The 24,485-nt window shown below is 51.8% G+C and carries 20 protein-coding genes and 2 pseudogenes; 9 read left to right on the plus strand and 13 right to left on the minus strand.

What is annotated here, in order from left to right:
• Positions 1 to 46: 46 nt before the first annotated feature.
• Complete coding sequence (gene tnpC / locus S7S_RS12820; RefSeq protein ID WP_041025999.1) at positions 47 to 1,627, plus strand: IS66 family transposase; 1,581 nt, start codon at positions 47 to 49, stop codon at positions 1,625 to 1,627.
• Between the two features lie 20 nt (positions 1,628 to 1,647).
• Here the strand turns inward: tnpC and S7S_RS12825 are convergent.
• The 3 genes and pseudogenes from S7S_RS12825 to S7S_RS12835 all read right to left on the minus strand — a co-directional run.
• A pseudogene (locus tag S7S_RS12825) lies at positions 1,648 to 1,973 on the minus strand (transposase); the annotation flags it as partial.
• 168 nt (positions 1,974 to 2,141) lie between these two features.
• Positions 2,142 to 5,651: an Ig-like domain-containing domain gene (locus tag S7S_RS12830; RefSeq protein ID WP_144401664.1), complete on the minus strand. Its 3,510-nt coding sequence runs from the start codon at positions 5,649 to 5,651 to the stop codon at positions 2,142 to 2,144.
• A 14-nt stretch (positions 5,652 to 5,665) separates the two neighbouring features.
• Positions 5,666 to 6,970: an OmpP1/FadL family transporter gene (locus S7S_RS12835; RefSeq protein ID WP_041026000.1), complete on the minus strand. Its 1,305-nt coding sequence runs from the start codon at positions 6,968 to 6,970 to the stop codon at positions 5,666 to 5,668.
• 1,017 nt (positions 6,971 to 7,987) lie between these two features.
• Between S7S_RS12835 and S7S_RS12840 the strand changes: the two genes are divergently transcribed.
• Entirely contained in the window at positions 7,988 to 8,806 is an 819-nt protein-coding gene (locus S7S_RS12840) for a hypothetical protein (protein WP_008740319.1), read from the plus strand.
• Between the two features lie 51 nt (positions 8,807 to 8,857).
• Here S7S_RS12840 and S7S_RS12845 read toward each other — a convergent pair whose 3' ends face one another.
• Positions 8,858 to 9,667: a type II secretion system protein N gene (locus tag S7S_RS12845; RefSeq protein WP_008740322.1), complete on the minus strand. Its 810-nt coding sequence runs from the start codon at positions 9,665 to 9,667 to the stop codon at positions 8,858 to 8,860.
• 341 nt (positions 9,668 to 10,008) lie between these two features.
• Between S7S_RS12845 and S7S_RS12850 the strand changes: the two genes are divergently transcribed.
• Both S7S_RS12850 and trmY read left to right on the plus strand, forming a co-directional pair.
• Positions 10,009 to 10,218: a hypothetical protein gene (locus S7S_RS12850; protein WP_008740323.1), complete on the plus strand. Its 210-nt coding sequence runs from the start codon at positions 10,009 to 10,011 to the stop codon at positions 10,216 to 10,218.
• 174 nt (positions 10,219 to 10,392) lie between these two features.
• On the plus strand, positions 10,393 to 10,989 hold the full coding sequence (gene trmY / locus S7S_RS12855) for a tRNA (pseudouridine(54)-N(1))-methyltransferase TrmY (RefSeq protein WP_008740324.1): 597 nt from the start codon (positions 10,393 to 10,395) through the stop codon (positions 10,987 to 10,989).
• A 74-nt stretch (positions 10,990 to 11,063) separates the two neighbouring features.
• Here trmY and S7S_RS19340 read toward each other — a convergent pair.
• The 3 genes and pseudogenes from S7S_RS19340 to S7S_RS19685 form a co-directional block, all read right to left on the minus strand.
• Positions 11,064 to 11,231: pseudogene (locus S7S_RS19340) on the minus strand (integrase core domain-containing protein); the annotation flags it as partial.
• Between the two features lie 204 nt (positions 11,232 to 11,435).
• Complete coding sequence (locus S7S_RS12860) at positions 11,436 to 11,765, minus strand: helix-turn-helix domain-containing protein (protein ID WP_008740327.1); 330 nt, start codon at positions 11,763 to 11,765, stop codon at positions 11,436 to 11,438.
• 783 nt (positions 11,766 to 12,548) lie between these two features.
• Positions 12,549 to 13,082: a hypothetical protein gene (locus S7S_RS19685; RefSeq protein WP_144401665.1), complete on the minus strand. Its 534-nt coding sequence runs from the start codon at positions 13,080 to 13,082 to the stop codon at positions 12,549 to 12,551.
• 1,511 nt (positions 13,083 to 14,593) lie between these two features.
• Between S7S_RS19685 and S7S_RS20195 the strand changes: the two genes are divergently transcribed.
• A complete protein-coding gene (locus S7S_RS20195) occupies positions 14,594 to 14,749 on the plus strand; it encodes a transposase (RefSeq protein ID WP_082027722.1) in 156 nt (51 codons plus the stop codon).
• A gap of 245 nt (positions 14,750 to 14,994) precedes the next feature.
• Here the strand turns inward: S7S_RS20195 and S7S_RS20200 are convergent, their stop codons facing one another.
• The 5 genes from S7S_RS20200 to S7S_RS18910 form a co-directional block, all read right to left on the minus strand.
• Positions 14,995 to 15,357 (minus strand): type II toxin-antitoxin system VapC family toxin, encoded by a 363-nt coding sequence (locus S7S_RS20200; protein WP_035206065.1) that lies wholly within the window; start codon positions 15,355 to 15,357, stop codon positions 14,995 to 14,997.
• A 2-nt stretch (positions 15,358 to 15,359) separates the two neighbouring features.
• Positions 15,360 to 15,551 carry a type II toxin-antitoxin system VapB family antitoxin gene (locus S7S_RS20205; protein ID WP_008740330.1) on the minus strand — a complete coding sequence of 64 codons (192 nt, stop codon included), beginning with the start codon at positions 15,549 to 15,551 and terminating at the stop codon, positions 15,360 to 15,362.
• 518 nt (positions 15,552 to 16,069) lie between these two features.
• Positions 16,070 to 16,534 (minus strand): type II toxin-antitoxin system YhaV family toxin, encoded by a 465-nt coding sequence (locus S7S_RS12880; RefSeq protein WP_008740331.1) that lies wholly within the window; start codon positions 16,532 to 16,534, stop codon positions 16,070 to 16,072.
• On the minus strand, positions 16,534 to 16,851 hold the full coding sequence (locus S7S_RS12885; protein WP_008740333.1) for a type II toxin-antitoxin system PrlF family antitoxin: 318 nt from the start codon (positions 16,849 to 16,851) through the stop codon (positions 16,534 to 16,536). Before S7S_RS12885 ends, S7S_RS12880 begins: the two co-directional genes overlap by 1 nt.
• 42 nt (positions 16,852 to 16,893) lie before the next feature.
• The gene (locus S7S_RS18910) at positions 16,894 to 17,625 is read right to left on the minus strand and encodes a hypothetical protein (RefSeq protein WP_008740334.1); all 732 of its coding nucleotides are present in this window, start codon (positions 17,623 to 17,625) and stop codon (positions 16,894 to 16,896) included.
• A 1,069-nt stretch (positions 17,626 to 18,694) separates the two neighbouring features.
• Here S7S_RS18910 and S7S_RS12895 point away from each other — a divergent pair.
• From S7S_RS12895 to S7S_RS12905, 3 genes are all read left to right on the plus strand, one after another.
• The gene (locus tag S7S_RS12895; protein WP_008740336.1) at positions 18,695 to 19,408 is read left to right on the plus strand and encodes a BamJ family beta-barrel-assembly machinery protein; all 714 of its coding nucleotides are present in this window, start codon (positions 18,695 to 18,697) and stop codon (positions 19,406 to 19,408) included.
• Positions 19,409 to 19,455: 47 nt separating this feature from the next.
• Entirely contained in the window at positions 19,456 to 20,184 is a 729-nt protein-coding gene (locus tag S7S_RS12900; protein WP_008740337.1) for a DsbC family protein, read from the plus strand.
• A 247-nt stretch (positions 20,185 to 20,431) separates the two neighbouring features.
• Positions 20,432 to 21,082: a transposase gene (locus S7S_RS12905; protein ID WP_008740338.1), complete on the plus strand. Its 651-nt coding sequence runs from the start codon at positions 20,432 to 20,434 to the stop codon at positions 21,080 to 21,082.
• A 58-nt stretch (positions 21,083 to 21,140) separates the two neighbouring features.
• On the opposite strand, the gene S7S_RS12910 is transcribed toward S7S_RS12905, so the two are convergent.
• Positions 21,141 to 22,184: a hypothetical protein gene (locus S7S_RS12910; RefSeq protein WP_035206076.1), complete on the minus strand. Its 1,044-nt coding sequence runs from the start codon at positions 22,182 to 22,184 to the stop codon at positions 21,141 to 21,143.
• Positions 22,185 to 23,775: 1,591 nt separating this feature from the next.
• On the opposite strand from S7S_RS12910, the gene S7S_RS19690 reads away from it, so the two are divergent.
• Positions 23,776 to 24,378: a hypothetical protein gene (locus S7S_RS19690; RefSeq protein WP_144401666.1), complete on the plus strand. Its 603-nt coding sequence runs from the start codon at positions 23,776 to 23,778 to the stop codon at positions 24,376 to 24,378.
• Positions 24,379 to 24,485: the final 107 nt, after the last annotated feature.

A 24,485-nucleotide genomic window follows, 5' to 3' on the forward strand; every position in this document is an offset into this window, starting at 1 on the left:
CTCTCTGGTATCACTTCCGGCGGCGGCGTCTGGCAAGATAATGGCCATGACGACACCGCCGCATCTCGACCAGCTCACTGCCGAACAGCTACGCCAACTGGCGGCGCAACTGTTGGCCGATGCGGCGGAAAAAGAGCACACCATCGCTCAGCAAGGTCAGACCATTGCGCAGCAGGGTCATCAGCTCAAGCATCACCAGCTGCTGAACGACAAGCTCACGCAGGAGCTGGCCATCCTGAAGCGCCATCGCTTCGGCAAGCGCAGTGAAGGCCTGAACAGCCACCAGGCCAGCCTGCTGGATGAACTGGTGGACGCGGATATCGCGGCGATTGAGGTGACACTGTCCAAGCCCGTCGCATCAGTGGGGGCCACCTCGGCACCGGCGAAGTGCCAGCCCAAGCGAGTCCCGTTACCGCCGGCCCTGCCGCGCACGATCATCACGCACGAACCGGACAACACCGAGTGCACCTGTGGCTGCCAACTCCAGCGCATCGGCGAAGACATCAGCGAAAAGCTCGATTACACCCCCGGCACCTTTACCGTCGAGCGCCATGTGCGCGGCAAGTGGGTCTGCAAACACTGTGAGCGCCTCACCCAGGCGCCAGTCCCGGCGCAGATCATCGACAAGGGCCTGCCCACCAGCGGTTTACTGGCCCACCTGCTGATCGCCAAATACGCCGATCATCTGCCGCTGTACCGACAGGAAAGGATCTTTGCCCGCGCCGGGCTGGGCATCGCCCGCTCGACGCTGGCTGACTGGGTGGGCCGCTGCGGCGTGGCCCTGCAACCGCTGGCAGATGCCTTGCGTGAAACACTGCTTACGCAGCCGGTCCTGCATGCTGACGAGACGCCTGTGCCCATGCTGTCGCCCGGCAAGAAGAAAGCCCACCGGGCCTATATCTGGGCCTACTGCAGCCCGGCCACTGCCGCCCTGCATGCCGTGGTGTACGACTTCGCCGAGAACCGGGCCGGCGCCAACGCCCGCACCTTCCTCGAAGGCTGGCAGGGCAAACTCGTCTGCGACGACTATAGCGGCTACAAGGCCGGCTTCCAGGGCGGCATCACTGAAATCGGCTGCATGGCCCATGCGCGCCGGAAGTTCTACGACCTGCATACGGCGAACAAAAGCCAGATCGCCGAACAGGCGCTGAGACTGATCCAGCAGCTCTACGAGATCGAGCGCGAGGCCAACGCCTTGTCCGCCGATGAGCGACAGCGTCTCCGGCAGCAACGATCACAACCCATCCTGGACAGCTTGCACCAATGGCTGATGACACACCGGCAGAAAGTGCCGAATGGCTCCGCCACGGCCAGGGCGATCGACTACAGCCTCAAGCGGTGGCAGGCGCTGACGCGCTACTGCGAGGATGGGGCTGTGCCCATGGATAACAACCAGGTAGAAAACCAGATCCGGCCCTGGGCGCTGGGGCGTTCCAACTGGTTGTTCGCCGGCAGCCTGCGCAGTGGCCAGCGTGCCGCCGCCATCATGAGTCTGATCCAGTCAGCTAAACTGAATGGGCATGACCCGTACGCGTATCTGAGAGATGTGCTGCAGCGATTGCCGACGCAGAAGAACAATGCCATTGATGAGCTGCTGCCGCATCACTGGAAGCAGGGTGCCGTTTGAAAAGGCGTGATAGCCGGACGCTTACGCTCCGACAAGCCCCTGCTCGTCATGAAACGCACCAGTTCACGCCTGGCTGGCGCGCTCACCACTTTTTTCGCAGGGCTTCCTTGGTGATCTCGTTCTCAAGCAGTGTTTCGGCCAGCAATTTCTTCAGGCGGGCATTCTCGGATTCCAGCTCCTTGAGCCGCTTAGCATCCGAGACGCTCATGCCACCAAACTTGCTCTTCCAGAGGTAATAGCTGGCCTCCGAAAAACCATGCTTGCGGCATAGCTCCTTGACGGGCAGCCCTGCCTCTGCCTGACGCAGAAAGCCGATGATCTGCTCCTCGGTGAATCGCTTCTTCATGTCCAATCTCCTCGTAGTGGGTATTGGACTCCAAAGTCAGGTGCTACTCAAACAGGGGGGACGTCGCTTCTTCCCAAAATCAAAGCCGCATTCCCCGGCATTCAGCGATGAACCAAAAAAATGGCCGGCATTAACATGCCGGCCACAGTACAAAGCATTAACTCTAAATTACTTAATTATCTCAGACACGTATCTAATCCTGCTTCCCCCCTCAGGAATCTTTATAGAGGTCCAGGTTATGGGGAATGCAAATCCCAACGCTTCACCGTAAAGTTTTAACCCGAATGAGACATCCACCTCGTTTGAATTTTCCATATTTATATTCATTGTGCCGTCATCATTAAAGGTCACCATACCTTCAAGCTTTAAAGTTACAGGCACGCTAACCATATCGGTCAATGTATCAGCCATACCAGGCGCCAACATATAGTCCCCGACAACGGTAACCTTACTCTGCAAATCTATAGCGTCGATATACACCTCAACATCAACTGATATAAATGGTTGCCCGCCCACATTCCTAATGACTGCACTAATCGGTTGATCTCTTACACAACTCGTATTGGAAACTGGATCCTCAATACATCCATCATCCAGCTTCGAGTAGCGCATACGCATGACTTGTGGACCAGAGTCCAAACCCAGTACGCAATTTCCTCCGCATCCCTCAAATGGTGCGTACATAGGTACAGCGGTAGACATGATTTGTCCCGGCCATATTTTAACACCTACACCACCGATAGACTCATCGTACGTCCCAATCTCTGTGATTAAGTCACTGGCGATGTACGTAAACTTCGCCTCCGGACAAACCTTGGGCTCCATTATTGGCAATGAAGGGTTGAGCACAGACTCAAAGCCACAACCTACCGATACAGTTGGTATCATGTACTTCCCGAACGGGTTGACGGGGTTCACAGCCTCTCCCGCAGCAATCAGTTTAGCGCTGTTAACTGGCGGAATGAGCCCATTTGGGTCTTCGCAAGAAGGCTCAGAGGCATCGCATGCGTCAGGAACCAAAGGCTGCCCCTCTGCACCTTTTTCTGCTTCAGAGTATACTGCATAAGGCACGGTAAGAAGAGCATGGTTTCCAGAATGCTCCCTCGGGAAATTATTATCATGGATCATGTTCGCATTAGTATCCGATGAAGGTGCATTCAAAACTTGGATCACATCCTGCGAAACAACCCCTCCTTTAAAGTACTGTACTAATGGGTCCCCGCCACCAGACTCAAGGTTAGCATCTTGATAAATCAGGTCGATGCCCTGATATTCAGTGACTGTCAGTTCGTGAAGCTGCGTTTGTATGGGAAGCCCATCTTCTCCACAAATAGACTGAGATCCATCACAAATAGCCGAAGAGGATTTCCTATTCCCATTCGACCCCATTACATAGCGATAATATTGCCCTTGCACCCACTCATCTGTTGGATAAAAGGTAATTTTCCGTCCGTCAACGATAACGTTACCATCCACAGAGTCAGCAGGGTTCCCACTTGCATCTACCTTTTCTACAAGGAAAGAACCTCCCAAGCGAACACTTCCTGGATCAATGTTTTTCGTAAAGATAGCTATGATAGGCCGGTTTGCAGGCAACACCTGCAATGGCAGGATATCATCAGGCAATTTGTCAGGCGTGTTAATAAGGGTGCCACCATCCGGTGTTTCCGTTCTGGAATAAACTTGATCAATCCCACCCTTACATCTCCCAGTCATACCGGAATCAAGATTCAGCAAGGATTCATCCACCGAACAGGGAAACCCTGGATAAACAGCTGTAATCATTGGAGACCTTACAATTGCGTCCCCTTCTCCCAAGTAGTTTAGAAAAGGAGTGAATGTGCTGTAGTCAAGATCCCACACATAGTTTTCTTGCGTGGTTATCATAAGCGGCATTTCAAACTCTAGAGGAATATCTTGTAGCGTCTCGTTACCTGAAACATCCGTCAGGCCTTTCTTAATAGTAATCTTGTATACATAGCTCTGAACTATGCCAAGGTCTTGTTGAAATGAATTTTTGAATCCGCCTTCAGGCCGTATTATAAGAGCGGCCCCTCGACCCTCAATTTCAGCATCAACAGGAACACCATTTTCCTCCACAATCACCATCCCTTCCGTAGCACCGGAAAGGTCTATGGGTTTGCTGAACTGAATTATTACTGGATCTGTATTCATGAAACCGGCTGCGTCGACACCTGGAATCCAGCTCTGAACTACTGGCGGATTCCCATCGACAACAGGTGTCGGAGGATTATCCTGATCCTCGTAAGCCTTCATGTAAAAGCTCAGAACACCAGTTGCACGTTCTGAACCCAGCACATCTGGCTCTACAACGCCTACCGCGTTGATCACCATCTGTCCATTCTCGACAATAGAAGTCCCAACTAACTCAATATGCAGCAGATCCTGAGTGATCGCACCATTCGCTTGCGGGGTTTCTGTTGAGACAGCTACATCCATAAACAGACGTACTTGTCGTGGCGCATCGTCGGCATTACTGTAAGGGTTCGGCAGTAGGTAACCACTCGCGTCGGATATAAAGTCCATGCGGACCTTGCCAGAATCGAAACCCGCCGGCACTTCACCATTGATCAGCACTTCGATAGAAGCTCCCTCAATCAGCGATCCCCGCTTTACACGGAAAGGTGTCGCATCCGGAAAATTCGGCACGAAAGCCAATTCTGCAGCTATTATCCCGCTAGCCTGGGTTGCAGTCTCGTCCCCCAGAAGCAGCGAGGCCATCGGAACCAAGTTGATTGGCATGCCAGTCAGAGGAGAGAGCTCGCCGGTATCCGCCACATCCTGCACCATCGAAACCCGCTCCCCCGTCCCCGGTGCAGTGGTATCCTGCGGCGTGGCCTTCAGACTCACCGCCAATGTATCGCCCGGATTCCCGAAGCTCCCTCCCGGCAACGTCTCACCATAGGTACTGGTAATCCCGGTCGTAATATTCAACGAATACTCGACCCCGGGGGTCAGATCCTCTTTGGGATCAACAGTCATGTAGTGACCGCTGATCAACAGGTGTGCATCGACCAGACCTCCCGGACCAACCAGTTGGACCGTTGCCTCTGGGCCATCACCATATTTCACGGTGGTCTTGTCCAGCGGTTGGCTGAATTGAACCCGAAAGCTGGAAAAATCCAGCACTGAATAGTTCTCACCATCAGGGATCATACGAGTCACTTCAAAAGAAGCTTCCCCAACCTGATTTTTTGGGCCTTCATAGAGTCCGCGAGTAGTGAAGCTAAGATTACGCGCCGCTGCAGTGCCTTTCTCCAGTTCAATAGCTGGAATTTGCACCAGATACTCGGTCATAGGCTTGAGCTTTCTGTCCGGGGTAATGATCAGCCCCCGTTTACCATCCACCCATTCCATTTCCACATCAGATACTACCGGACCGCCAGCCTCGCGTAGCACGATAGCTGGCGCTGTTTCCATGACCGGACCTGTAAATCGTAACACCACCGGCGAGGGCACCGGCACCTGCTCTTGCCCATTATCCGGGAACGAGTACACCAGGCTTTGATTCTGGCTTTCCCAATCCTGTTGTTGTTCCGTCGCCACATCATCCTTGTCCCCGCCACACGCGGCCAGGGAAACGATGCAGGCTGCCATGATTATTCTTTTCATGTTGCCTCCTGGTAAACCTCTACTTAAACGTTCTTTCATATCCATAAAGAACGTCCGGCTCAGAATTTAAGCGTCACTGACGCAGCGAAGACATGCACTTCACCATCGGTTTCCACTTCACCGTAGACGCCCGGCGGGGTCAGCGGATTGGTGGAGGTCAGCTCGTAAGTCTTGTTATCCAGTTGCTGATATTGGTAACCCAGGTCCATGCGGACGGGGTATGCCAGCAGCGGCATTTTTGGAATCACAGCGCTCATACCCAGGCCCACGACCCAACGGTCGGCATCCAGGTAGTTCACGTCCAGGCTGCGCTTGCCTTCGATCGGGGTTTCTTCCCATGCGATGCCGCCGGTGAAGGTGAAGTGATCACCTGCCGGGATTTCGACGCCGATGCGCGGAATGAAGATGTCCTTGAAGTTGGCGTTGGCCTGATCCTTGATGGTGTCGTCACGCAGTTCGCGCTCCAGACGGGACCATGCCTGGTATTCACCGGTCACGCCCAAGCGCCAGGTGCCGAAGTCATACTTCACGCCGACCGTGGTGATTTCCGGCTGGAAGGAATCCAGGGTCTTGATAGCCAGGTTCAGGCCCGGTGCAGGAATGGTACCCGGCACGATAACGTTGGAACTCACCTTGGTGCGGGTGTTGGAGTAGGCACGGTAGGAAATCGCGGTTTCCAGGTTGTCCATCCAGCAGTTGGCACGGCTGCAGAAGGTTTCGCCCCAGTTGATGTTCACGCCCAGGATGGGACGGAACTTGGGTGCAGCGGACACATTCAGGGATTCCTGGCTGGTCACGCCGCCCAGGGTGGAGCGGGTGTTCAGGGTGGCGTCAGCATGCAGAGTGACGCGCAGTGCGAAGCCCACATCGATACCGCGCCAGACACTGGTGCCGGCACCGGCGGTCAGGAACAGGGGCTGACGGCCGTAAGTGAAGTACTGGCCGTAATCGGAAGTCTCCGAAGAGAACGCCATCATTTCCTGAGCAAATTTCTCGACGCCGACCATCAGGCCGAAGTAGAGCGGATGCTCCAGGGTAGAAATCTGACTGAGGTCCGTCTTCAGGCCCAGCTGCAGTTGCTGTGACGGCTCGTCCATGATGGTGGAGCCGTTGGCCTGCAGGTCGTGATCGGCGTGGAAGATGCCGCCAGTCAGTTCGCCGCGCGGGTCTTTCGCCAGGTTGGCCGGGTTGTAGTACACCGCCGAGATCTGGGAGTTGAAGATCGACAACGCCTGGGCAGAAGCAATGTCGTTGGGTAGCAGGCCATAAGTGGACGGCGAGTTCCCCATGTTGGCGGACGCTGAACCGAAAGTAAGTAGCGCACAGCTGGCAACTGCAAGGGAGCCAAATGATTTGAGCTTCATGCTATCTCCTTAGTTTTTATTCATATAAGGCACTCTGCGGAGTGCTTTAATCTGCTTATCACGGGCCATCCTGAACCGAAGCTCAGCCGATTTATCCTTCAGCAGAAACGCATAACGACGCCCTGGAGCGCCTCATGCCGATCCGGTATTGATCCGGTCAATGGCAAGTCACCACCGTTTCAATAGAAGGATGATCACCGTCCTGCATTTATTTCCGGCACAATCGCTCTTGTATCAACCCCAATTCCTACGCGCACAGGTCTCGGGCTGGCGATCATTTCCCTGTTCTGTCATGCCGGTGTAGCCAGTTATTCACATTGCATCTTATTGATTTATATAAAGAACAATGTGGTTTATCCATCACGTTTTGTGATGGAATTACCAGAAGGGTAGTCACTCAGTGTACAAACGAAAACAAACGAAAATGAAAAGCTGGTTTTCAGGATGCAACAGGTGGCGCCAAGTATATGGCGAAGATATTTTTGTTTATATGGTATCAATTAAATATCATTCCATTCCGAAATGAATTGACGTTAAAATGACATCATCCAAAAGACAGCATTCTGCCTGCGCACATGACCGGCATAACCACATCCGCTCATGCCTCAGGAAAACATATCAAAGCATATATAAAAGGCAGTAGCCATTTCGGGCCCACCACACCAAGGCATCGCCCAAGCTAGGGAGGGGCTCGTCAAATCTCGTCTTAAAGTAACCAATTCGCTTCACAGGTACATAGGGAGCGCCTCCAGCCGCTACCAGGCAGCCCGCTGCGTCCAATTAGAATAAGCACAAAAAGCTTCTGACAGAAGAAGCTCCCCAAATAATAAGTCAAGATAATAACCGCAGCTTTAGCTATCCAAAGTATCAAAAAGACCTTGGAATGGAATCATTTCTCAATTTTAAGGAAGCGCAGTATTTACCAATAAACCATTTAAAATTCCATAAAAACAAAAAACAATAATAAGGCGCATATTGCGCGACAGAAGCATTTAATACCATTCCAAGGAGACAAACATGAGCTTAAGGATAAAGCTGATCTTCGGCACTCTACTTGCCTGCCTGCTGAACATGACAGCCTGGCAAGCGAATGCGTCTTTTACCGTGCACTACAAGCCGGACTTGTTCGGCGGCTGGCAGAGTATTCCCGGCGTCCCCCAGGAGCCCTTCCCCCTGTCATACCAGGAAGCTGTCCAGCGTGATTTCTACTTCATCTTTGACAGCTTCTACCCGATCAAGGGCAGTACCGCCTGGGCAGGTGACCTGGTGGACTTTTCATCTCCACTACTTGGATTGCGGTGCCGGCTACAAATCGGCGGCTACCTGTGGCAAGAAGGCCAGCAGCCCAAAGTGATGAACTTTACTGTCACTCATCACCGCATCGACAAGCCATCACCCCAGGGCTTCCCCAAACCCAGCCCGCTTTGCATGCAGATGCCACCAGCAGTGCTGCTGGCGTTTAACAACGGCCTGCCGATTGGCGCTCCCTGGGCGGGTGCATGGACCACCGTTGCCACACCGGCCATGGTCAACGCAGGCGCATTTGCCAATATATTCAATAACGTCCAGGTGACCATGGCTGGCGCCAATTGCGCAGCAGCGCCAGGTAATGGGGGGCAATTGCCTTATCAGTACAATGAAAACCCGCCCGGCGTCCGGGCCACCATAGATCTGAACGGGATGATCATGCCGCCAGGTCCCGGCAACTGCAATATTTTTGGACGGCTGTACTCAATCTGGGAGAAAGCGCAGATCTTTGATCCCAACCACACTCCGAGTGCACCCAACCCAAGTCCGCTTTCGAGAGGCGTGATTGACGAGATTACAAACCCGTAACTGAGCAAGGCAAGCCGGGGATGCCCTGGCTTGCTGCCGGCATAGCCGGCCTTAACCGCCCTGCCCCTGGGCGCCCACAATATCTTCTGGATAATAAATCACAAAATCTTTCCCATCTCGGCTAATCACTATCGAAGCCTTTTGGGTAGCCTGGAAAGATATCCATGCCAGATAGTCGCTATTATCTTCGCCTACGGGATAGCCGTTGACTGAAACCAGTACATCACCGGCCTTCACCCCTGTGCTTTTGGCAGCGTCCTCCGGGAACTTATCACCGACAATATATCCCGATGGCATCGAGTCACTGACGGGGTACAGATCAAAATGCTTCAAAATATTCTGCTTCTTCTGCTCGGCTTCACTCAGCGGCATACTGAGGACAGCCCTCTCATCCTCGTTATCAGGCAGCGCCGCAGAGGCCGTGCTCAACGGCTCAAGATGAAATACCTCCATGCTTTCACCTTCTCTCACCAGTATCCTGTCCGGCAAAATGGCGGCCAATACTCTCGTCCGGTCTATCTCGTCCCCCACATGGTATCTGTATGCACCAATCTCAGGGTGCAGAATCACCGCCGACGCCTGGGCCTGATCGTAGGTCTGGAATAATGCCAGGAGACGGAGCGGCGAGCCGGGCTTTGGTAGAGGGCTAGCCAGCTCAGGCAGGTTAGATGACGGTAATTTCGCGGCGGGTGATTTTTCAACGAGAGGGAATAAACTATCAGAAATTATGCTTTTCTCTTCATTATCAGGGGTCTCAGTAGCCCCCTCCCCTTTTCCCTCATCTGGATGCCTGTTTTCCAGCATCGCAAATGAGACGAGAGACAGACAGAAGGCAATGATAACGGCACCCGATACCTTCATGGCTCTATTACGTCGTGTATGTTCATTTGATCAACGAATTACTGATCCTGTAGGCTGCCCGATATGCTCTCAAATGGAAACACCATCAGGAAGGATTTTTTCAAATACTGCAATGCTTCCTTTTTGTCAGCCAACTTATACATTAATGCAGCACGTCGCGCGGCCCTCCCGGACTTGCTCGTCAGAAACCACCAAATCCCTGCCCTTAGAACCTCATCAAGACGCTCAGGCAGAACGCCATAGGCATCTCAAATTGCCACCAGCACAATATTACATCTCCGGGGTTGTATATTTTCGCCATCTCCTTAACATGTCTACCGCAAACAGACAGGGTTAGGCTTATGACAGAGAAACACCCGAAAGACCAGATAACACCCGCTCTCTCGGTAGACGAGGTCAAGGACAAAATTCGCTCTCAATTGGGCCCCACAGCGAACGCCTTTCTCCTGGAGATCGAGAAAGGCATGGCGTCCGGCGTGATACAGGGGAATGAGCTTGACCAGTTGATCGCAGCCCTGGAGCAGTTGTCAGACACTTCGCAGGCTCACTGAAGCGCCTCTAAGTGTCTGCTCGAGAACCAGGCCGTAACGACAATGACGAGGCATCGGCCCAGCACTAAGCGGGCTCGATGTCTCCGTATTTGTCGTATCCAGTAGCGCCATTCGGTGGCGGACCTTGCTCTCCATTGAGCTATAATCCAACCGCCTTCCGACAGAGTAACCACCATGCGTACCTTCGTGCTCCGCGCTCGCGCCGCCCCCACCGACAGCCAGGCGTTGCTGGCCAATGTTGGCGGCGACGCCCACACGGAAATTCTGGCCCATACGCTGATGAACAGCCTGTTCGTGGCGCAGTCCCACCGGGACGATGTGGTCGTGCATCTGGTGCTGGAAAGCACCCGTGACTTTTCTCGTACCATCACCTTTACCGCTACCGACATGCAGCATATCGGCGGCTTCCATGAGCAGGCGCTGCTGGCCAAGGTGGCCAGGGCACTGGATATGTCACAAGGCATGGGCAAGGAGCAGGAGCGGGCTGTGGAACCGGGTATCCAGGTGCGAACAATCAGCTTTGAAAGGCTGGTGAAGGAACTGGCGGAAGATCATCAGCTTTATGTCATGGACAGGAAAGGTACGCCGGTTCGCTTGATGGATTTTGCCGCCACCCCCTGCTTCCTGCTTACCGACCATATTCCCATGCCCAAAAAGACCTTTGGCAGCCTGGCGCGACTGGGGGCTGAGAGGATCAGTCTGGGACCGACCATGTTGTTCGCGTCGCAGTGTGTGGTACTGATTCATAATGAGCTGGATCTGGCTGGCTGATTTGATTGCGTTCAGTGGATCAGACGTTTGAGCGTGTAGGCCTTGGCAAGCATTACCCTGTAAACATCCCTGTTTCAGTTGCACCGTTGATTAGAGCTTTCCGTCTGTTGGTGTTTCGCCAAGTATCCCCATGGCGTGAGGTCTTGCAATGAATCGTGGGGACGCTCGTCGTTGTATTCGGCCATCCACGATTCGGTCAGTTGCCAGATCTCAGTGAGATTCCGGAAGACATAAATTCGGAGCTCCATACCGAGCCTGCACCTTCACTTGCCAACGCTTAACCTCTGACCTTACGGGCAGCGGACCATGACTCGGGACTTCAGCGGGGCGCTACCCTCCTACTGAATAGCGACCTTGCAACGCTTGATTTACCTCCAGCTTTGCCCGACGCTCCACCTGCCCCCCGCTTATTCTGATTTCCCACCAGCTGGCTCTGTGCATAGGTATCAGTTTATGTCCAGCATGTCAGGGGGGATGCCCAAGGCTGAAGCGATCTTGGCTCGGGTTTCGGCTCGGGGGCGCTTAGCTTTTTCTTGCTGCGCATACGCGACCTGAGTAATACCAATGCGCTCGGCCACCTCGGCCTGAGTGAGCCCCAAATGCCGACGCCATGCGGCAGCTGGAGAGAGTGCGTAAACGAGTACGTAGCCCGACACTTCGTGCGGGATCAGATCTTCGCGTGTGTGGGTGGAAACATAGTCCCGATAGGGGATGACCACGAAAGCGGGTCTTCCGTCAGGACCATTAATGACCTGGACATCAGAATGTGCGTTCATCGCGCTTTCTCACCTCCTCGATGCTGACAACCGGCCCCATCCCAGTCGAACAGAACCCGGTAGTTACCGACCCTGAGTCGGTAGCCATACAGGTGATTCTTGAGGGCCTTTACATTTCTGACCCCAGGCATCTTTGACAGGGTGGTGATCGCGTGAAATACCTTTGCGCGATCTACACTGTGAAGCTTGCCTGCCTGTTTCATCGCCCTTTTGGACCATTTGACTTCGTTCATGGTGCCCTCAACCGGCGATACAATAAGCATTATCAAGGAATTTACTGCCCCCCTTAAAGACTTATATATCCCGGCTCAGGCTTTACCATTGACCGGCCTCTTTCTCTGACAAATGTGGGCATCCCCGTGGACGGCTAGGTGAGGCAGTCGCCCTAGCGCTGAAAGAGCCGCAAGGGCTGGTTTGATCTGAGCATCACATCCGGGAGCAGGAAAAGCTGGGCAGCCGGAACCCACGAAGCAGGTCGCAAAATGCCACAAGCGTGAAAACCGCGTTCAACGTTCACAGGACACGCGCTACACCCGACGGACGCTGCGGATAATGCAGTGGTAATAAGAGGTTGATCCAGCGCTATCTGATGGCTCCGAGGTCTGATCATGACTTCTTCCTTGAAGTTTATGGCCAGATTAAAAGAATCTGATTGATATCATGTATAGGAAATATGATTTGGGTGTAAGCCTTTTGCTAATCGGTGGCTGTAGCTGTTTTTTCCTTTATAGGGAAGTAGGCTCCTCAACAGCCTCCTTCCCTTTTCCTCATGAACTTCTAAGTTTAGTTCCAGAATTCATAGTAATTGGAACTTGACATATCACCTTTTAGAAAACACGTTCCATTTGGTGCAATAGGGCCATCAAAGGAAAAATAGCCTCCGTCCTCGGCATGGAAATACATATCCATCTGGTCGCTACATACTCCACATAATGAGTTTTGCTCGATACCACTCACTGTAAATGCTATAGGCGAGTCATTAACAGAAATTGGAGTGGGCACACTTCCACTCCAGGCAGTCGGACTGAATGTCAGAGTACTACAGAAAAAATTTCCGCCGGAGACAGGAGAGGAGAACAGGAAACTAGTTATTCCATTTGAATCTTCGCTTATTGAAACATCTGCTGACAAAGTACAATCAACAGTGCAAAACCCATTTCGCCACGTATAAGTGCCGCTGAAATGATCAGAAATTGGCGTGACATCAAGTTGCTCCGAGGCACCACCATTAACGCTGTAGTACAGAGGCCCTGATGCACTAGCACCTCCAGAGCAAGCCATACCGATGACAACCATTATCAGGTTATTCAACTTCATTCTTCTCTCCATGATTAATATCAATATCCATTAAGTAGCAACTATCAGTCGACGAATAGAAACCGTTAACAAACGGTTTCAAGGATGCCAGCTAAAGTTACATCCGCAAAGTACGGCAGTAATCAAGCATGATCTACCCGAATAAATTAAAAGCTAGATTTACTAATTTTACATCAATCAGAGAAAACCAATTATTTACCACCACCGTTCACAGAATGATGCCTCAGATTTTCCGTCAGGATCTGAAGCCAGAAAGATATCGCAATGATATCAAATGTAATGCGACCGGGCTCCACACAACAATTAGCCCGCTCAACGCTCACAGAACATGCTCAACACCCAAAAGAGGTTGCGGAAATGCAGTACTAATAAGAGTTTGATTCCAGCGATACTTACTGGCTGCGGATTCCTGTCATGACTTACTGCTTGAAGTGCATAACCAAGTTAACTAAACAAAATGATGTCAAGTATAGGAAACCGCTGGTTACTGTGCAGGAGATTCGCTGATCGGTGGCTTCCCCTGATTCTTTCAATTACATCGTTAAATTTATAAATCCTACTTTAACTTTATTAAATGAAAGAAAAAGGATAAAAAATAATCAACAATAGGAGGAAACCATGAATACAACTCGAAGTATATTCCTTATAGCAATCGCAACGTCCATTCTAGGTAGCAAAGCATTTTCAGATCCCTACACCGGCACAATCCAGGTAACAAACGGGTTTTGTGCCATGTCATGCAGTATAGCCCTGGACGCGACCTTCACTCCAAACCCCACTGCTCCTTATTCTTTATCGATAAATAGCGCCTCTATATCAGGCAATCCAATTTGTAGCTTCACATCACTAACTAACCTCCCAGCCATAGGATATTTTCCTCATAGCAGTCTCCCAAGCCCGCTCAGCCCTATTGATTTCTATATATCGACGGGAGTCGACTCTTTCTGTGGAGGTGATTGTTCCGGTAGTATGATCTACACTTACGACTTCCTTGGCGGCATTCAAATAAATGACGATTTCGGAACTACATGCTCTGTTACTGGGTCAGTAGTCGAAATTTAGTTCTCACCTCTACGGCAGCTCTCGCACTGCATCGGCGAATGCACTCAGTATCATCAGCGGGATGCTGCCTACTCACATGTAAAGCGCTGACAGTAACATGATCATTATAGATACAGGCCGAATCTAGTCGTGTTTTCTTGATAAAATTGTACCGAGATTATATCTATACAAAGAATTTAATGCGCGCAGTGTCAACTTACATAAAGCGCGAATTCCAATGACGCTACTTAGCAAGATGGAAGCTAACTTCACGCCCTACGGACATTGCTCTCGACGTTGTACCAGAGTTAAAGCCACGCGGATGTTGCGGCATAATCTCAACTCATCCGGCCGCCAATCGGCAGTTTGCTCCAATCATGGAAGTTCATTTAAAATAATAACAATTAGAATATTTTTCATAACTCGAAATAGTCTATTCTTTGCTCTCCGCGGGCCACATTTTTCCCTCGATGAAACGCCTTCAGTCAGAAGTCACAGATGAACAATGGAACAAGATCAAAGCACACCTCCCGCCCCCGCCTCGTGGGCAAGGGGGCCCGAAGCCGATAGACAACAGGCGATGTTTCGAAGGCATCTTGTGGACTCTCCGTTCTGGCGCGCGATAGCGGGACCTGCCAGTTCACTATCCTTCGCCGAGCACCTGCTGGCGCCGCTTGCAGCTCTGGGAAGACGAGGGTGCCTGGTTAAACGCTTGGCGAGCGCTACTGAGGGAGATGGATCGTAAGTTTCTCCTGAACTGGCAGGAAGTCTTCTCTGACGCTAATCGGTGGCTGTCCCTGATTATTACCCATTCAGCGCCGAGAGGACATCGAAGTGCTCCGGCACTCCCCTTGGATGGCTTCTTTCGGGCTCAATGATATCCATAGCCAAGCCGCTGCGCCGCAGCATTTAAACGCCTGTCACGCGTCCAAAGCCGAACGCCATCGGACAGCCTCACTGCCGCCAGCAAATGCATGTCTATGTATCCTAGCCCCTGCCCCATCAAGGCGTGGTGTTCGATCATATAAAGCACCTCATCGTCTGTAGCCACACGAGCAGACGACAAGTTCCTCATCAACGCCAGAATTGTCGTGCGTTGTTGCAGGTTTCCACACGCCAGCTCCCCGCGTATGAACGGGTGCATGCATACCTCTGCTCTATCCAGCAAGACAGCAAGGTGCTCGTTGCCGGAGCGCAAATGATCAATCCATATTGATGTGTCCGCGAGGATCACCGTTACTCTGCCCTATTGCGGGGAACGTCATCCAACTGAGGCTCAGTGCCTCCCAACTTTGCCAGTCGGCGGGCGCTTTCTCTCTGGATCAATGCAGCCAACCCCTCACGAACCAGTGCGGCTCGCTCGGAAACTCCCGTAACCCGCTGGGCTTCGGCCAGTAACTCGTCGTCAATATTCATTGTGGTGCGCATGCTGATCTCCAATCATGCAATCATAGAGGCATCATACTCGTCATCATTTGATGACTCAATCGCCGCATATTGTCTAGCCCGACTCACCTTAAAACCTTTTATAAATCAGCATATTAATACCCCAGAACGAAGATGCCGTTAACCGGGTAGCTCCCACTCCTTGCTCCGGAAAAACCTGCGTTCCGTCCGTAACCATTGGGTATTACTTGAGCTCCCCGCGACCAACTCGCGATTCTGCCGGATTGTGTAAGCCAGATATCCGAAGTTGTCTGGTGCAAATCAGTGCCGTTCCCGGCTAATCAATTCGCCTGGTCCGCGTGGATGCGGACTACCCGATGATAATGGTTCGACATAACGGCATAAGCGCAGAGATCAATGGCAAACACTTCCGACAGCAGCGCCAGCCGCTCCGCCACCCAGGCACCGCTAATCGGTGGCTGTCCCCGTTTTTTTGCTGTTTTTTTGATGATGCGTAGCGCCAGTCCCGGTTGACATAGCAAGCACTGAAACGGCCTGCCTTAACTTTTCTTTGGTGAGCGCCACTCTTTTTTGCCAGCCGCTATTAGCGCTTCCCAATCGTCGGGCGGGTCTCCTCTTCCAAGCATCTTCTCGAACATCGCATAAGGATCAGATCTACTGCCTGCCGACCGCAGGCTATGCGTGTCATTGACCCAGGCATACACGATGGCCTTTGCCTTCGAGTCGTAGCGGAAGAACAAGCGGAACCGCCGCCCGATCTTTGCTCGCCGCCAGTGACGATATGCCGGCCCCAAGGTTTTACCCTGGCGGAACTCGTCGCGCGCCGGGTCGCTTGGCACAACATCCATGATCAACTGGCTCAGCGCCCGGAACAGCTTGACGTTGGCATTACTCTCGTAACCTAGCGGGTCGCTATGCTCGGCCCGCTCTGCAGCAGCCTGCAGCTTACGCAACTGATTGATCACACTCTCGTGAAATAACAGCGTCCATCCATGGTGCTGCATCAGAGCGCCACTTCACCGGCGATGTCATCATCAAGGTTCACGGGGTGGTCAATACTAGCCAGCATGGTTTTAGCCAAATCGTCAGGCAAAGCCTGAATATGCCGGCCCGCCCGGAGATCCGCCTCCAGCAGTGCCAGAAACGCACCAATAGCCGGATCTTCGTGTTCAGTGACGACGCGGGTCACAATCACCTCATCACCGCGTAAGTCGAACGCTACTTTGCCGCCGGTGTCGACACCCAGCGCCTGCCGGATGGACTTAGGCAGTGTAATCTGGCCCTTGGAGGTCAGCGTTGAGACTTCGTGAATTTCGGGCATAACAGCTCTCCTAAAGCATTCTCGCAGGGTAAGGAATTTTCCTTACCAGGTCAAGACTGGGCATCCGCGTGCGTTAATACCCATATCTTCCCCAGAACACCGTACCCATTTCCTCCCGGTAGCCTGCGCATAGTCCTTGAGTCTTTCTCGCTGCCCTATCGCGGCAAGACGGCTGTTTACCCGAGGCCTCATATACCGCAACCAGGCATCCGGGGGTATGCAGCTATCCTCTTCATTGGCACGCTTGGCTATATGCTCGTTCAGGCATCTCATAAACCAGCTCAGGTCACACAGCCTTTCGCGCCATTTAGCCACTTCCTGTTGTGCCCGCGCCGCGGTGGCGTCGTCCGGAGACTGGCCGGCTAACCAGTTGTGCACAATAGGCGGCCCGGTGAATATCTTCATCCATCGACTTGCCACTTCCCGGTCGTCCCAGCCATTCGCCTGGTCCGCGCGGATGCGGACTACCAGATGATAATGGTTCGACATAACGGCATAAGCACAGAGATCAATAGCGAATACCTCCGACAGCAACGCCAGCCGTTCTATTACCCAGGAACGACGATGCTCAAATGATCTGCCACTGAGAGGATCTTCACCACACAGGAAGGCCCGGCGGACACAGCGGCCAATGCAGTGGTAGTAAGGGGTTGATGCCAGCGATACCTGCTGGTTACGGGGTCGGGTCATGACTTCCTCCTTGAAGTGCATCACCAGATTAACCAAACAAAATGATATCAAGTAGAGGAAATCGCTGATTCCTGTGTAGGACATTCGCTAATCGGTGGCTGTCCCTGATTATTTCGATTAAAGGAGCTAACTGATATCAGGTATAGGAAATCGCTGATTCGGGTGTAAACCTTTCGCTAATCGGTGCCTGTCCCCGTTCATTATCGTAGAGAAAAATACCGGGAACAAACAGCGCCGGACCGAATAGTGAATATCGAATCAAGATCCATCAACTAGTTTATACTCGTTCAGACAGCACATGGCCCAGCTTAGACCACATAGTCTCTCCCGCTACTTCGCTCTTCTCCCATTACACCTTGCTAATAGGTACCTGTCTCCATGTATGCGGGTTAATTCCAGCGATACCTTCGGACTGCGGGTCGAGTCATGACTTCCCCTTTTTAAGCTCATGGCGAGATTAAGTGGGCTAATTGATATCAGGTATAGGAAATCGCTGATTCGGGTGTAAGCCTTTCGCTAATCAGTGCCTGTCCCTGTTTGCCACTGCGGACTTACACCGCTTTATTTACCGCCAGCGTTTCCCGGGGCCCGCCTGTCCTCGTTTATCAAAAGAAAAAACGGGCAATCCAAGAAAGTACCTTCTGGATCACTGATTCCAGACTGTGCTATCCGCTGCATCAGCTTTTCACTACTTTTCTTCCACACGTCGGGAGTGTAATGAACTATAGTAAAACTTATTTTCACATAACTTATAGTCGACATGCAGCCCATTCCCGATACCCCGCTCGGGTCAAAACTGGGCAACCAAACCTAAAAGCTCATATAGAATATGCCTAATATCAGGCACATAAGCGCATCAATCTGAAAAGATGCTAAGCCCATCGAGAATCATACCCTGATCAATGAGATGCCCGGCGTTTAACTTCACCCTATAGATCCCCTTCCCTAGAACCAAGCAATCGATAGAACCAGCAAACAAATATAAGGAATACAGCAGTTCGACATACCTTTATCACCTTCTCAATCCTGAACTACCCGTTTAATCAGCAATCACACCTCTCGCATAATCGCGGAAGAACCTATTTTTTTAGCACCGATTGATGGGTTCAAAGCGCGAGTTTCAACTAATCAGACAAACGAGAAGGGAAGCGAGATGAAAACCATATACCTTGCGGCAGTTCTTATAGCTATTGGGGGCTGCTCGCAGCGCAGTGTGACGCTGAATGACCTTGAGACAGACCAGCAGAAGGCCTCGTATGCCGTCGGGATGCAAATCGGGCAAAAGCTGGTCCCGCAGCTGGCCGAGGCAGACCTGGACAATGAGCTTATGTTTCTTGCCATGAGAGCGGTCGTTGATGGCCGAACTGATGAGCTTCTGATGGATGATGAGATGGCCAAGCAGGCCACAGATACCTATCAAGAACAGATCGTCGCCCGCCTCGAAGCGGAACGTGAGCAGAACATCGCAGCCAACAAATCTGCTGGCGAGGCATTACTCGCTTCCAACGCCTCCAAACCTGGCGTGGTGACTCTGGAAAGTGGCCTCCAGTATGAACGTCTCTCTGGCCAGCCAGGCGACAGCCATCCCACGCTCGAAGACACCGTACTGGCGCGTTATCACGGCACACTGCCGGACGGCACAGTTATTGATAGCTCCATGAACCGTGAAGAACCTGCTTCCATTCCAGTCAAGCTGGTCATGCCGGGCTGGCAAGAGGCATTGCAGCTCATGAGCGAGGGCGAGAAGTGGCGTATCGTTATTCCACCTGAACTGGCGTATGGCGAAGAAGGGTCTGGCCAAAAGATACTGCCCCACTCAACACTGATTTTCGATATCGAATTGGTTGAGATCAAACCAAGAGGCTGATCAGTACATACTTGCCTCATTCACAACTCAGATTAGGGATCAGCATCATGAAGAAACTACACGCCATTGTCATTTTGACATCATCTGTTATATCAACCTCCCTCCACGCAGACACGGTATCCGAGCGGCTTTCAGCAGCCTTTGAGGCTACCAATCCAGATATTACTGTTCAGAGCGTAGAGGACAGCGTTGTACCGAATATGAAGCAGGTGCAGCTCAGCAACGGGGAGTACCTCTATGCAACCAATGATAGCCGGTACATGTTCTCTGGCCGGTTGATTGAGTTATCAGGTACAGAGTTTACCGACCTGACAGAAGAGAAAATGCGCCTTGATAGAGTCGAGACGTTACATAATATTGATCTTTCAAAAAGTATAACTTTCCAGGCTTCCGGCGAAGAGAAGTACGAAGTATTTGTTTTTACAGATGTTAGCTGTGGATACTGCAAAAATTTCCATACTCATATAGGCGAAATCGTTCAGGAAGGGATCACCGTGCATTACCTCGCCTTTCCAAGGGCAGGTGTTGCATCACCCGTTGGCGAGCTGATGGGCCGTGTATGGTGCTCGGAAGACCAGCAGGCTGCCCTGACTGAAGTGAAGGCCCAAAATAGCCTCTCTCAAACCCCTGTGCCTTGCAAAGCACCAGTTTCTGAGCAATATGCGCTGGCACAAAAGCTGGGGGTGCGCGGCACGCCTGCAATATTTGACGAGGATGGCAACAGCCTTGGCGGCTACCTCACCACCGAGCAGTTAGTGACAGCGCTCAATCGATAACCTTCTCGCGCTACGCCACCAGTCTATTCTGACTTGATGGCGTAGCGTGAAATGATGGCATCGCAGTATGATCTAGAAGATATTTACGAAGTATCCCGATAAAAACTTTCTGATACATTCATTGTCACAGTAATGACGACATTTCACTGGAAAATAAGGCAATAGCAGTTTTCATCGTTATCTATATTTCACCCCCGTTATCCTTCCTACTATACCTCTCTCTCCTAAACCCATGAGGGAGGTTAGCATGTCATTAACGAGTCGAATCCTGATTGCCGGCACACCCCATCACGTCATTCGCAAAACAGCCGACCATACAGAGATATTCAAGGACAAACTCGACTATCGACACTGCATTCATCATATCAGGGACCTTCGTGAGGAATATAACATCGCCATTCATGCATGGTGTTTATTACCGGATCGGATCCATCTTCTGATGACGCCGAAAGATAACGTCTCGGCTATTTCAGATTTCATGAAATCTCTCTCCTGCCGCGCCGCAATGCGCTACAAACGGCGTCATCACGCCGATAGCACCCCCTGGGAGTACCGCTACCGGTCCAGCCCGGTGCAACCCGGCCAGTGGCTATTGGCCTGTATGAGCTATATCGAACACCTGCCGGCAGTGGCTGGCCTGGTCAAGTCAGCCTTTCACTACCCGCATAGCAGCTATCGAATGCGTCTCGGCAAGGAGCACTTCTACTGGCTGGATGACCACGAAGATTACCTGCAACTGGGCCAGAGCATTGCGAGCCGCGCCGATAGCTACCGGGACTATTTCAACGCCGGGCTTTGCCCGTGGGAGATGCAGAATATAGAAACCGCCGTCATGAACGGCGAACTGACTGGCTGCGAGCAGTTCCGGCGAAAGGTCATGGGTGCTCGTCCCCAATGACATGTGCCCTGACAACTCCGCAGCCCCTGGCGTCACAACAAAGCCACTACTCGACGGCTTACTGCCAGGATGTATGCAGGGTGCCGGCGACCTTGGGCACCCATTTCTTCCCTGTCGCCGCAGCGTACAGGGCCAGGTTTTGTGGAGCGCCCATTGCTGCCAATCGCCGGTTGGCGCGGGGCCACATATGCAACAGCCAGGCTTCCGGGCTTATTCGGAGCCGATGCAGAATCGGTGGTAACCTGGTGCTTATCGAACCTCGCTTGCCCGGGCGTACGGCTCTCCCTGTCCACTCCACCAGCTCCAGATAATCCAGCAAACGGAAGTCACATACCGTCACAGATACCGCATCAGTATCTTCTGAGGCCTCTGTACCTTCTGCCACCAGGGGTAAAACTCTTGGGCTGTCGGGTTCTGAACCATCTCCAATGAACGAGGTGGCATTAGCATGATCGGGCGATCTATTCAGGTGCCGGATGCGCTGTTGTATCGAGGTGTAGTCAGACTGCTCGGGTGTCTCGGCGATACCTGCCCTGACCGGATTCAGGTCAACATAAGCCATACAGGCGAGGACAGCCTGCTCGTCCAGCAACGCCTGGGTTTTGAATCGCCCTTCCCAGAAATGCCCGGTACAGCCATCTTCTTCGTTCGAGCGCCTTGCTATATGCTCGTTCAAGCATCGCATAAACCAGCTTAGATCACACAGCCTGTCGCGCCACCTGGCCACCTCCTCCAGCGCTCTGGCCGCAGAGGCTTCGTCAGGTGCTTGGCCAGAGAGCCAATCGTGTACGAAGGGAGGGCCGGTGAACAGTTTCATCCACCTTGCAGCCACTTCACGGTCGTCCCAGCCCTCGACCGCATCTGCATCGATGCGCACCACCAGATGATAATGGTTGGACATCACGGCGTAAGCGCATAGATCAATAGCGAATACCTCTGCCAGCAGGCTCAGCCTTTCTACCACCCATGCACGTCGGTGCTCAAAGGACTTGCCGCTGAGAGGATCTTCTCCACATAGAAAGGCGCGACGAACACAGCGGCCGACACAGTGATAGTACGGCGTGGATTCCAGCGATACCTGCTGGCTACGGGGTTTGGTCATGACCTCCTCCTTGAAGTTCATAACCAGATTAACTGAGCAGAATGATATCAGGTAGAGGAGATAGCTGATTCGAGCGTAGGACATTCGCTAATCGGTGGCTGTCCCTGATTACTGATTCTAATCGGCGCCAGCATCATTATTGGTGCAGGGTTAGTAGCAACAGCCAGAGCCACTCCCTCAATAGCGTCGCCTTATGCGCTCTGCACATACAAGGGAAACATTACATTTTCGTCCTCTCTTTTAGGTTGGGAAGCATCTTGTTGGCTCACTTTTGTCACCAAAATCTCATGCGAGGTCGATACGAGTGACAACCACCATTTTCATGTAGTAGCCGCCGGAACCATGCCAGGGCAAGGTACTATATGCACCGCTTTCACCACAGGAGGATTCCCCTGGGGTGGTGATATGACTGCTGGCGGCGGAGTTGTCGGTGGTCAACTTGATACCGCACATAATTTACTTGGGTTACCCAGCCTTGGGAGCTTTAATCCAGGTAGCCTCACTTGGGCTCCAATAGCTTTTGGTGTAATTACCAGCATCACCGGCAGCAACCCCACCCCCTCCCCTTGTGCCGGAGGTCACCAAGTTCCTCAGACAATCAGCGTGTCCTCAGGTGGGAGTTTAAACTTCGGTGGTGTAGCCCGCATTGATACACTAGGTCCAGATCATATCTTGCTGAGAAGCTGCGTAATTCAATAAACCATGAGGTAGAAGATTTATACTGCTGCGTTCACTCTTTAGGTAGTTCAGCGTAATTGATTGGCTGCATTAATCGTAATATCACGCTGAGACGAGGGATTGACCTGAAAGTGATTTACAAGGCGGCTACGCTGAGCACTACGGAGCAGGCACTTGATCAGCTGGGCGTCAATAGGGCGAGAAACCCCATGGCCCTGACAGGAGAAATGACCAACGCCCTGAATCTGCTAAATCTGTTGTACGCCGATATTATAACTCAATGCGTCCGAGTTCTGACCACTACCTGGACACATCTAATTCAGAACAGGAACCTGACACTATCGCAGATGGCAATCCACTCCCGGCACCTGAAAGATCAAATCAGCCCGTAAAGGCTGGCGTGCGTAGCACAGAGTTTTGCACACCCTCCTTAATTCCGACGTCACAACATTCATCTAGCACATATCGACACTACGGCCAGACAAGCCCGCACCTCCGCCGGCACATCACGATAACCATAATTATCTATGTTGGATCTTCGCCTGACGAAGCCTACCTTTATCGGTTACATATAAACAGAGTTGGTCCAATATTAATTTATATTATTACTCATAGACCAAGTCAGTATAATCCCATCCCACAACGGACCATAAAACATAGCAGCCAACAATCGCCTTCTAAACCCATAAAGATGGCAATCTTCATAACCATGAAAAGTAATAATTTTTTTCTTCAACCAATAATTAAAATAATTAATTAATGGAATGAAACTGGCCACATTGATACAACCAATCTGGAAGATCCAATTATGGCTCTTCTTTTGCCTTGATCTTCGAAGCTAAACCAGTAGTTACGGCTTCGACCATACAAGCCAATACATAAATGAACAAATTGATATTAAACGGAGACTATCATGAAAAAAATTCCTCATATTTTGCTTGGTGCTGGTGCTCTTATCGGCATAGGGTTAATGACGACAGCCAACGCCACACCCAATATAACTTCGCCCTATGCGCTCTGCGTCTACAAGGGTAATACGACATTCTCTTCAGCCCTTACTGGTGCCGAAGCGACTTGTTACCTAACTCTGGTAGCTAAAGCCTCGTGCACTGCTGATGGCAGCGGAAACCACCACTTCCATGTAGTGGCAGCGGGCGCAGTTCCTGGGGAAGATGCTACATGTTCCGCTATCGCGACAGGCGGCTTCCCTTGGGGAGGTGATATGACTGCTGCAGGCGGCATTGTTGGTGGCCAAATCGATACCGGGCATAACCCTTTGGGGCTACCAAGTGTCGGCAGTTTTAACCCTGGACCTTTCGTTTGGGACGTGTCCGCCTTGGGTATCGTTACAGGTATAACCGGTAACAACCCCACCGCTTCACCTTGTACCGGCGGCAACCAAGTCCCTCAAACAATTAGCGTTGCTTCTGGCGGCGCGTTGAATTTTGGTGGGGTAGCCAGCTTTGATACTCTAGGGCCAAATCATCTTTCATTAAGAAGCTGCGTACTTCAATAAATAAAATAAAATAACCAATTTCCACTGGCGCTCTGTGCGCCAGTGGTTTTTTCCTCGTCTTTATACTCCGGAGAAAGATATCCCAAAAATCCCTATTTTCCGATACC

Origin of the sequence: Isoalcanivorax pacificus W11-5 (genome assembly GCF_000299335.2) — a bacterium.
GTDB lineage: Bacteria > Pseudomonadota > Gammaproteobacteria > Pseudomonadales > Alcanivoracaceae > Isoalcanivorax > Isoalcanivorax pacificus.

Excerpts from the sequence above, each read along its gene's own strand:
- S7S_RS12905 (WP_008740338.1), top strand. The coding sequence starts at position 20,432 with ATGTCATTAACGAGTCGAATCCTGATTGCCGGCACACCCCATCACGTC.
- S7S_RS12860 (WP_008740327.1), bottom strand. The coding sequence starts at position 11,765 with ATGAACGCACATTCTGATGTCCAGGTCATTAATGGTCCTGACGGAAGA.
- S7S_RS12900 (WP_008740337.1), top strand. The coding sequence starts at position 19,456 with ATGAAGAAACTACACGCCATTGTCATTTTGACATCATCTGTTATATCA.
- S7S_RS18910 (WP_008740334.1), bottom strand. The coding sequence starts at position 17,625 with ATGTCCTACACAGGAATCAGCGATTTCCTCTACTTGATATCATTTTGT.
- S7S_RS12910 (WP_035206076.1), bottom strand. The coding sequence starts at position 22,184 with ATGACCAAACCCCGTAGCCAGCAGGTATCGCTGGAATCCACGCCGTAC.
- S7S_RS12840 (WP_008740319.1), top strand. The coding sequence starts at position 7,988 with ATGAGCTTAAGGATAAAGCTGATCTTCGGCACTCTACTTGCCTGCCTG.
- S7S_RS19685 (WP_144401665.1), bottom strand. The coding sequence starts at position 13,082 with ATGAAGTTGAATAACCTGATAATGGTTGTCATCGGTATGGCTTGCTCT.
- trmY (WP_008740324.1), top strand. The coding sequence starts at position 10,393 with ATGCGTACCTTCGTGCTCCGCGCTCGCGCCGCCCCCACCGACAGCCAG.
- S7S_RS12845 (WP_008740322.1), bottom strand. The coding sequence starts at position 9,667 with ATGAAGGTATCGGGTGCCGTTATCATTGCCTTCTGTCTGTCTCTCGTC.
- S7S_RS12895 (WP_008740336.1), top strand. The coding sequence starts at position 18,695 with ATGAAAACCATATACCTTGCGGCAGTTCTTATAGCTATTGGGGGCTGC.
- S7S_RS12850 (WP_008740323.1), top strand. The coding sequence starts at position 10,009 with ATGACAGAGAAACACCCGAAAGACCAGATAACACCCGCTCTCTCGGTA.
- S7S_RS20205 (WP_008740330.1), bottom strand. The coding sequence starts at position 15,551 with ATGCGCACCACAATGAATATTGACGACGAGTTACTGGCCGAAGCCCAG.
- S7S_RS19690 (WP_144401666.1), top strand. The coding sequence starts at position 23,776 with ATGAAAAAAATTCCTCATATTTTGCTTGGTGCTGGTGCTCTTATCGGC.
- S7S_RS12885 (WP_008740333.1), bottom strand. The coding sequence starts at position 16,851 with ATGCCCGAAATTCACGAAGTCTCAACGCTGACCTCCAAGGGCCAGATT.
- S7S_RS12835 (WP_041026000.1), bottom strand. The coding sequence starts at position 6,970 with ATGAAGCTCAAATCATTTGGCTCCCTTGCAGTTGCCAGCTGTGCGCTA.
- S7S_RS12830 (WP_144401664.1), bottom strand. The coding sequence starts at position 5,651 with ATGGATATGAAAGAACGTTTAAGTAGAGGTTTACCAGGAGGCAACATG.
- S7S_RS20195 (WP_082027722.1), top strand. The coding sequence starts at position 14,594 with ATGAAACGCCTTCAGTCAGAAGTCACAGATGAACAATGGAACAAGATC.
- tnpC (WP_041025999.1), top strand. The coding sequence starts at position 47 with ATGACGACACCGCCGCATCTCGACCAGCTCACTGCCGAACAGCTACGC.
- S7S_RS12880 (WP_008740331.1), bottom strand. The coding sequence starts at position 16,534 with ATGCAGCACCATGGATGGACGCTGTTATTTCACGAGAGTGTGATCAAT.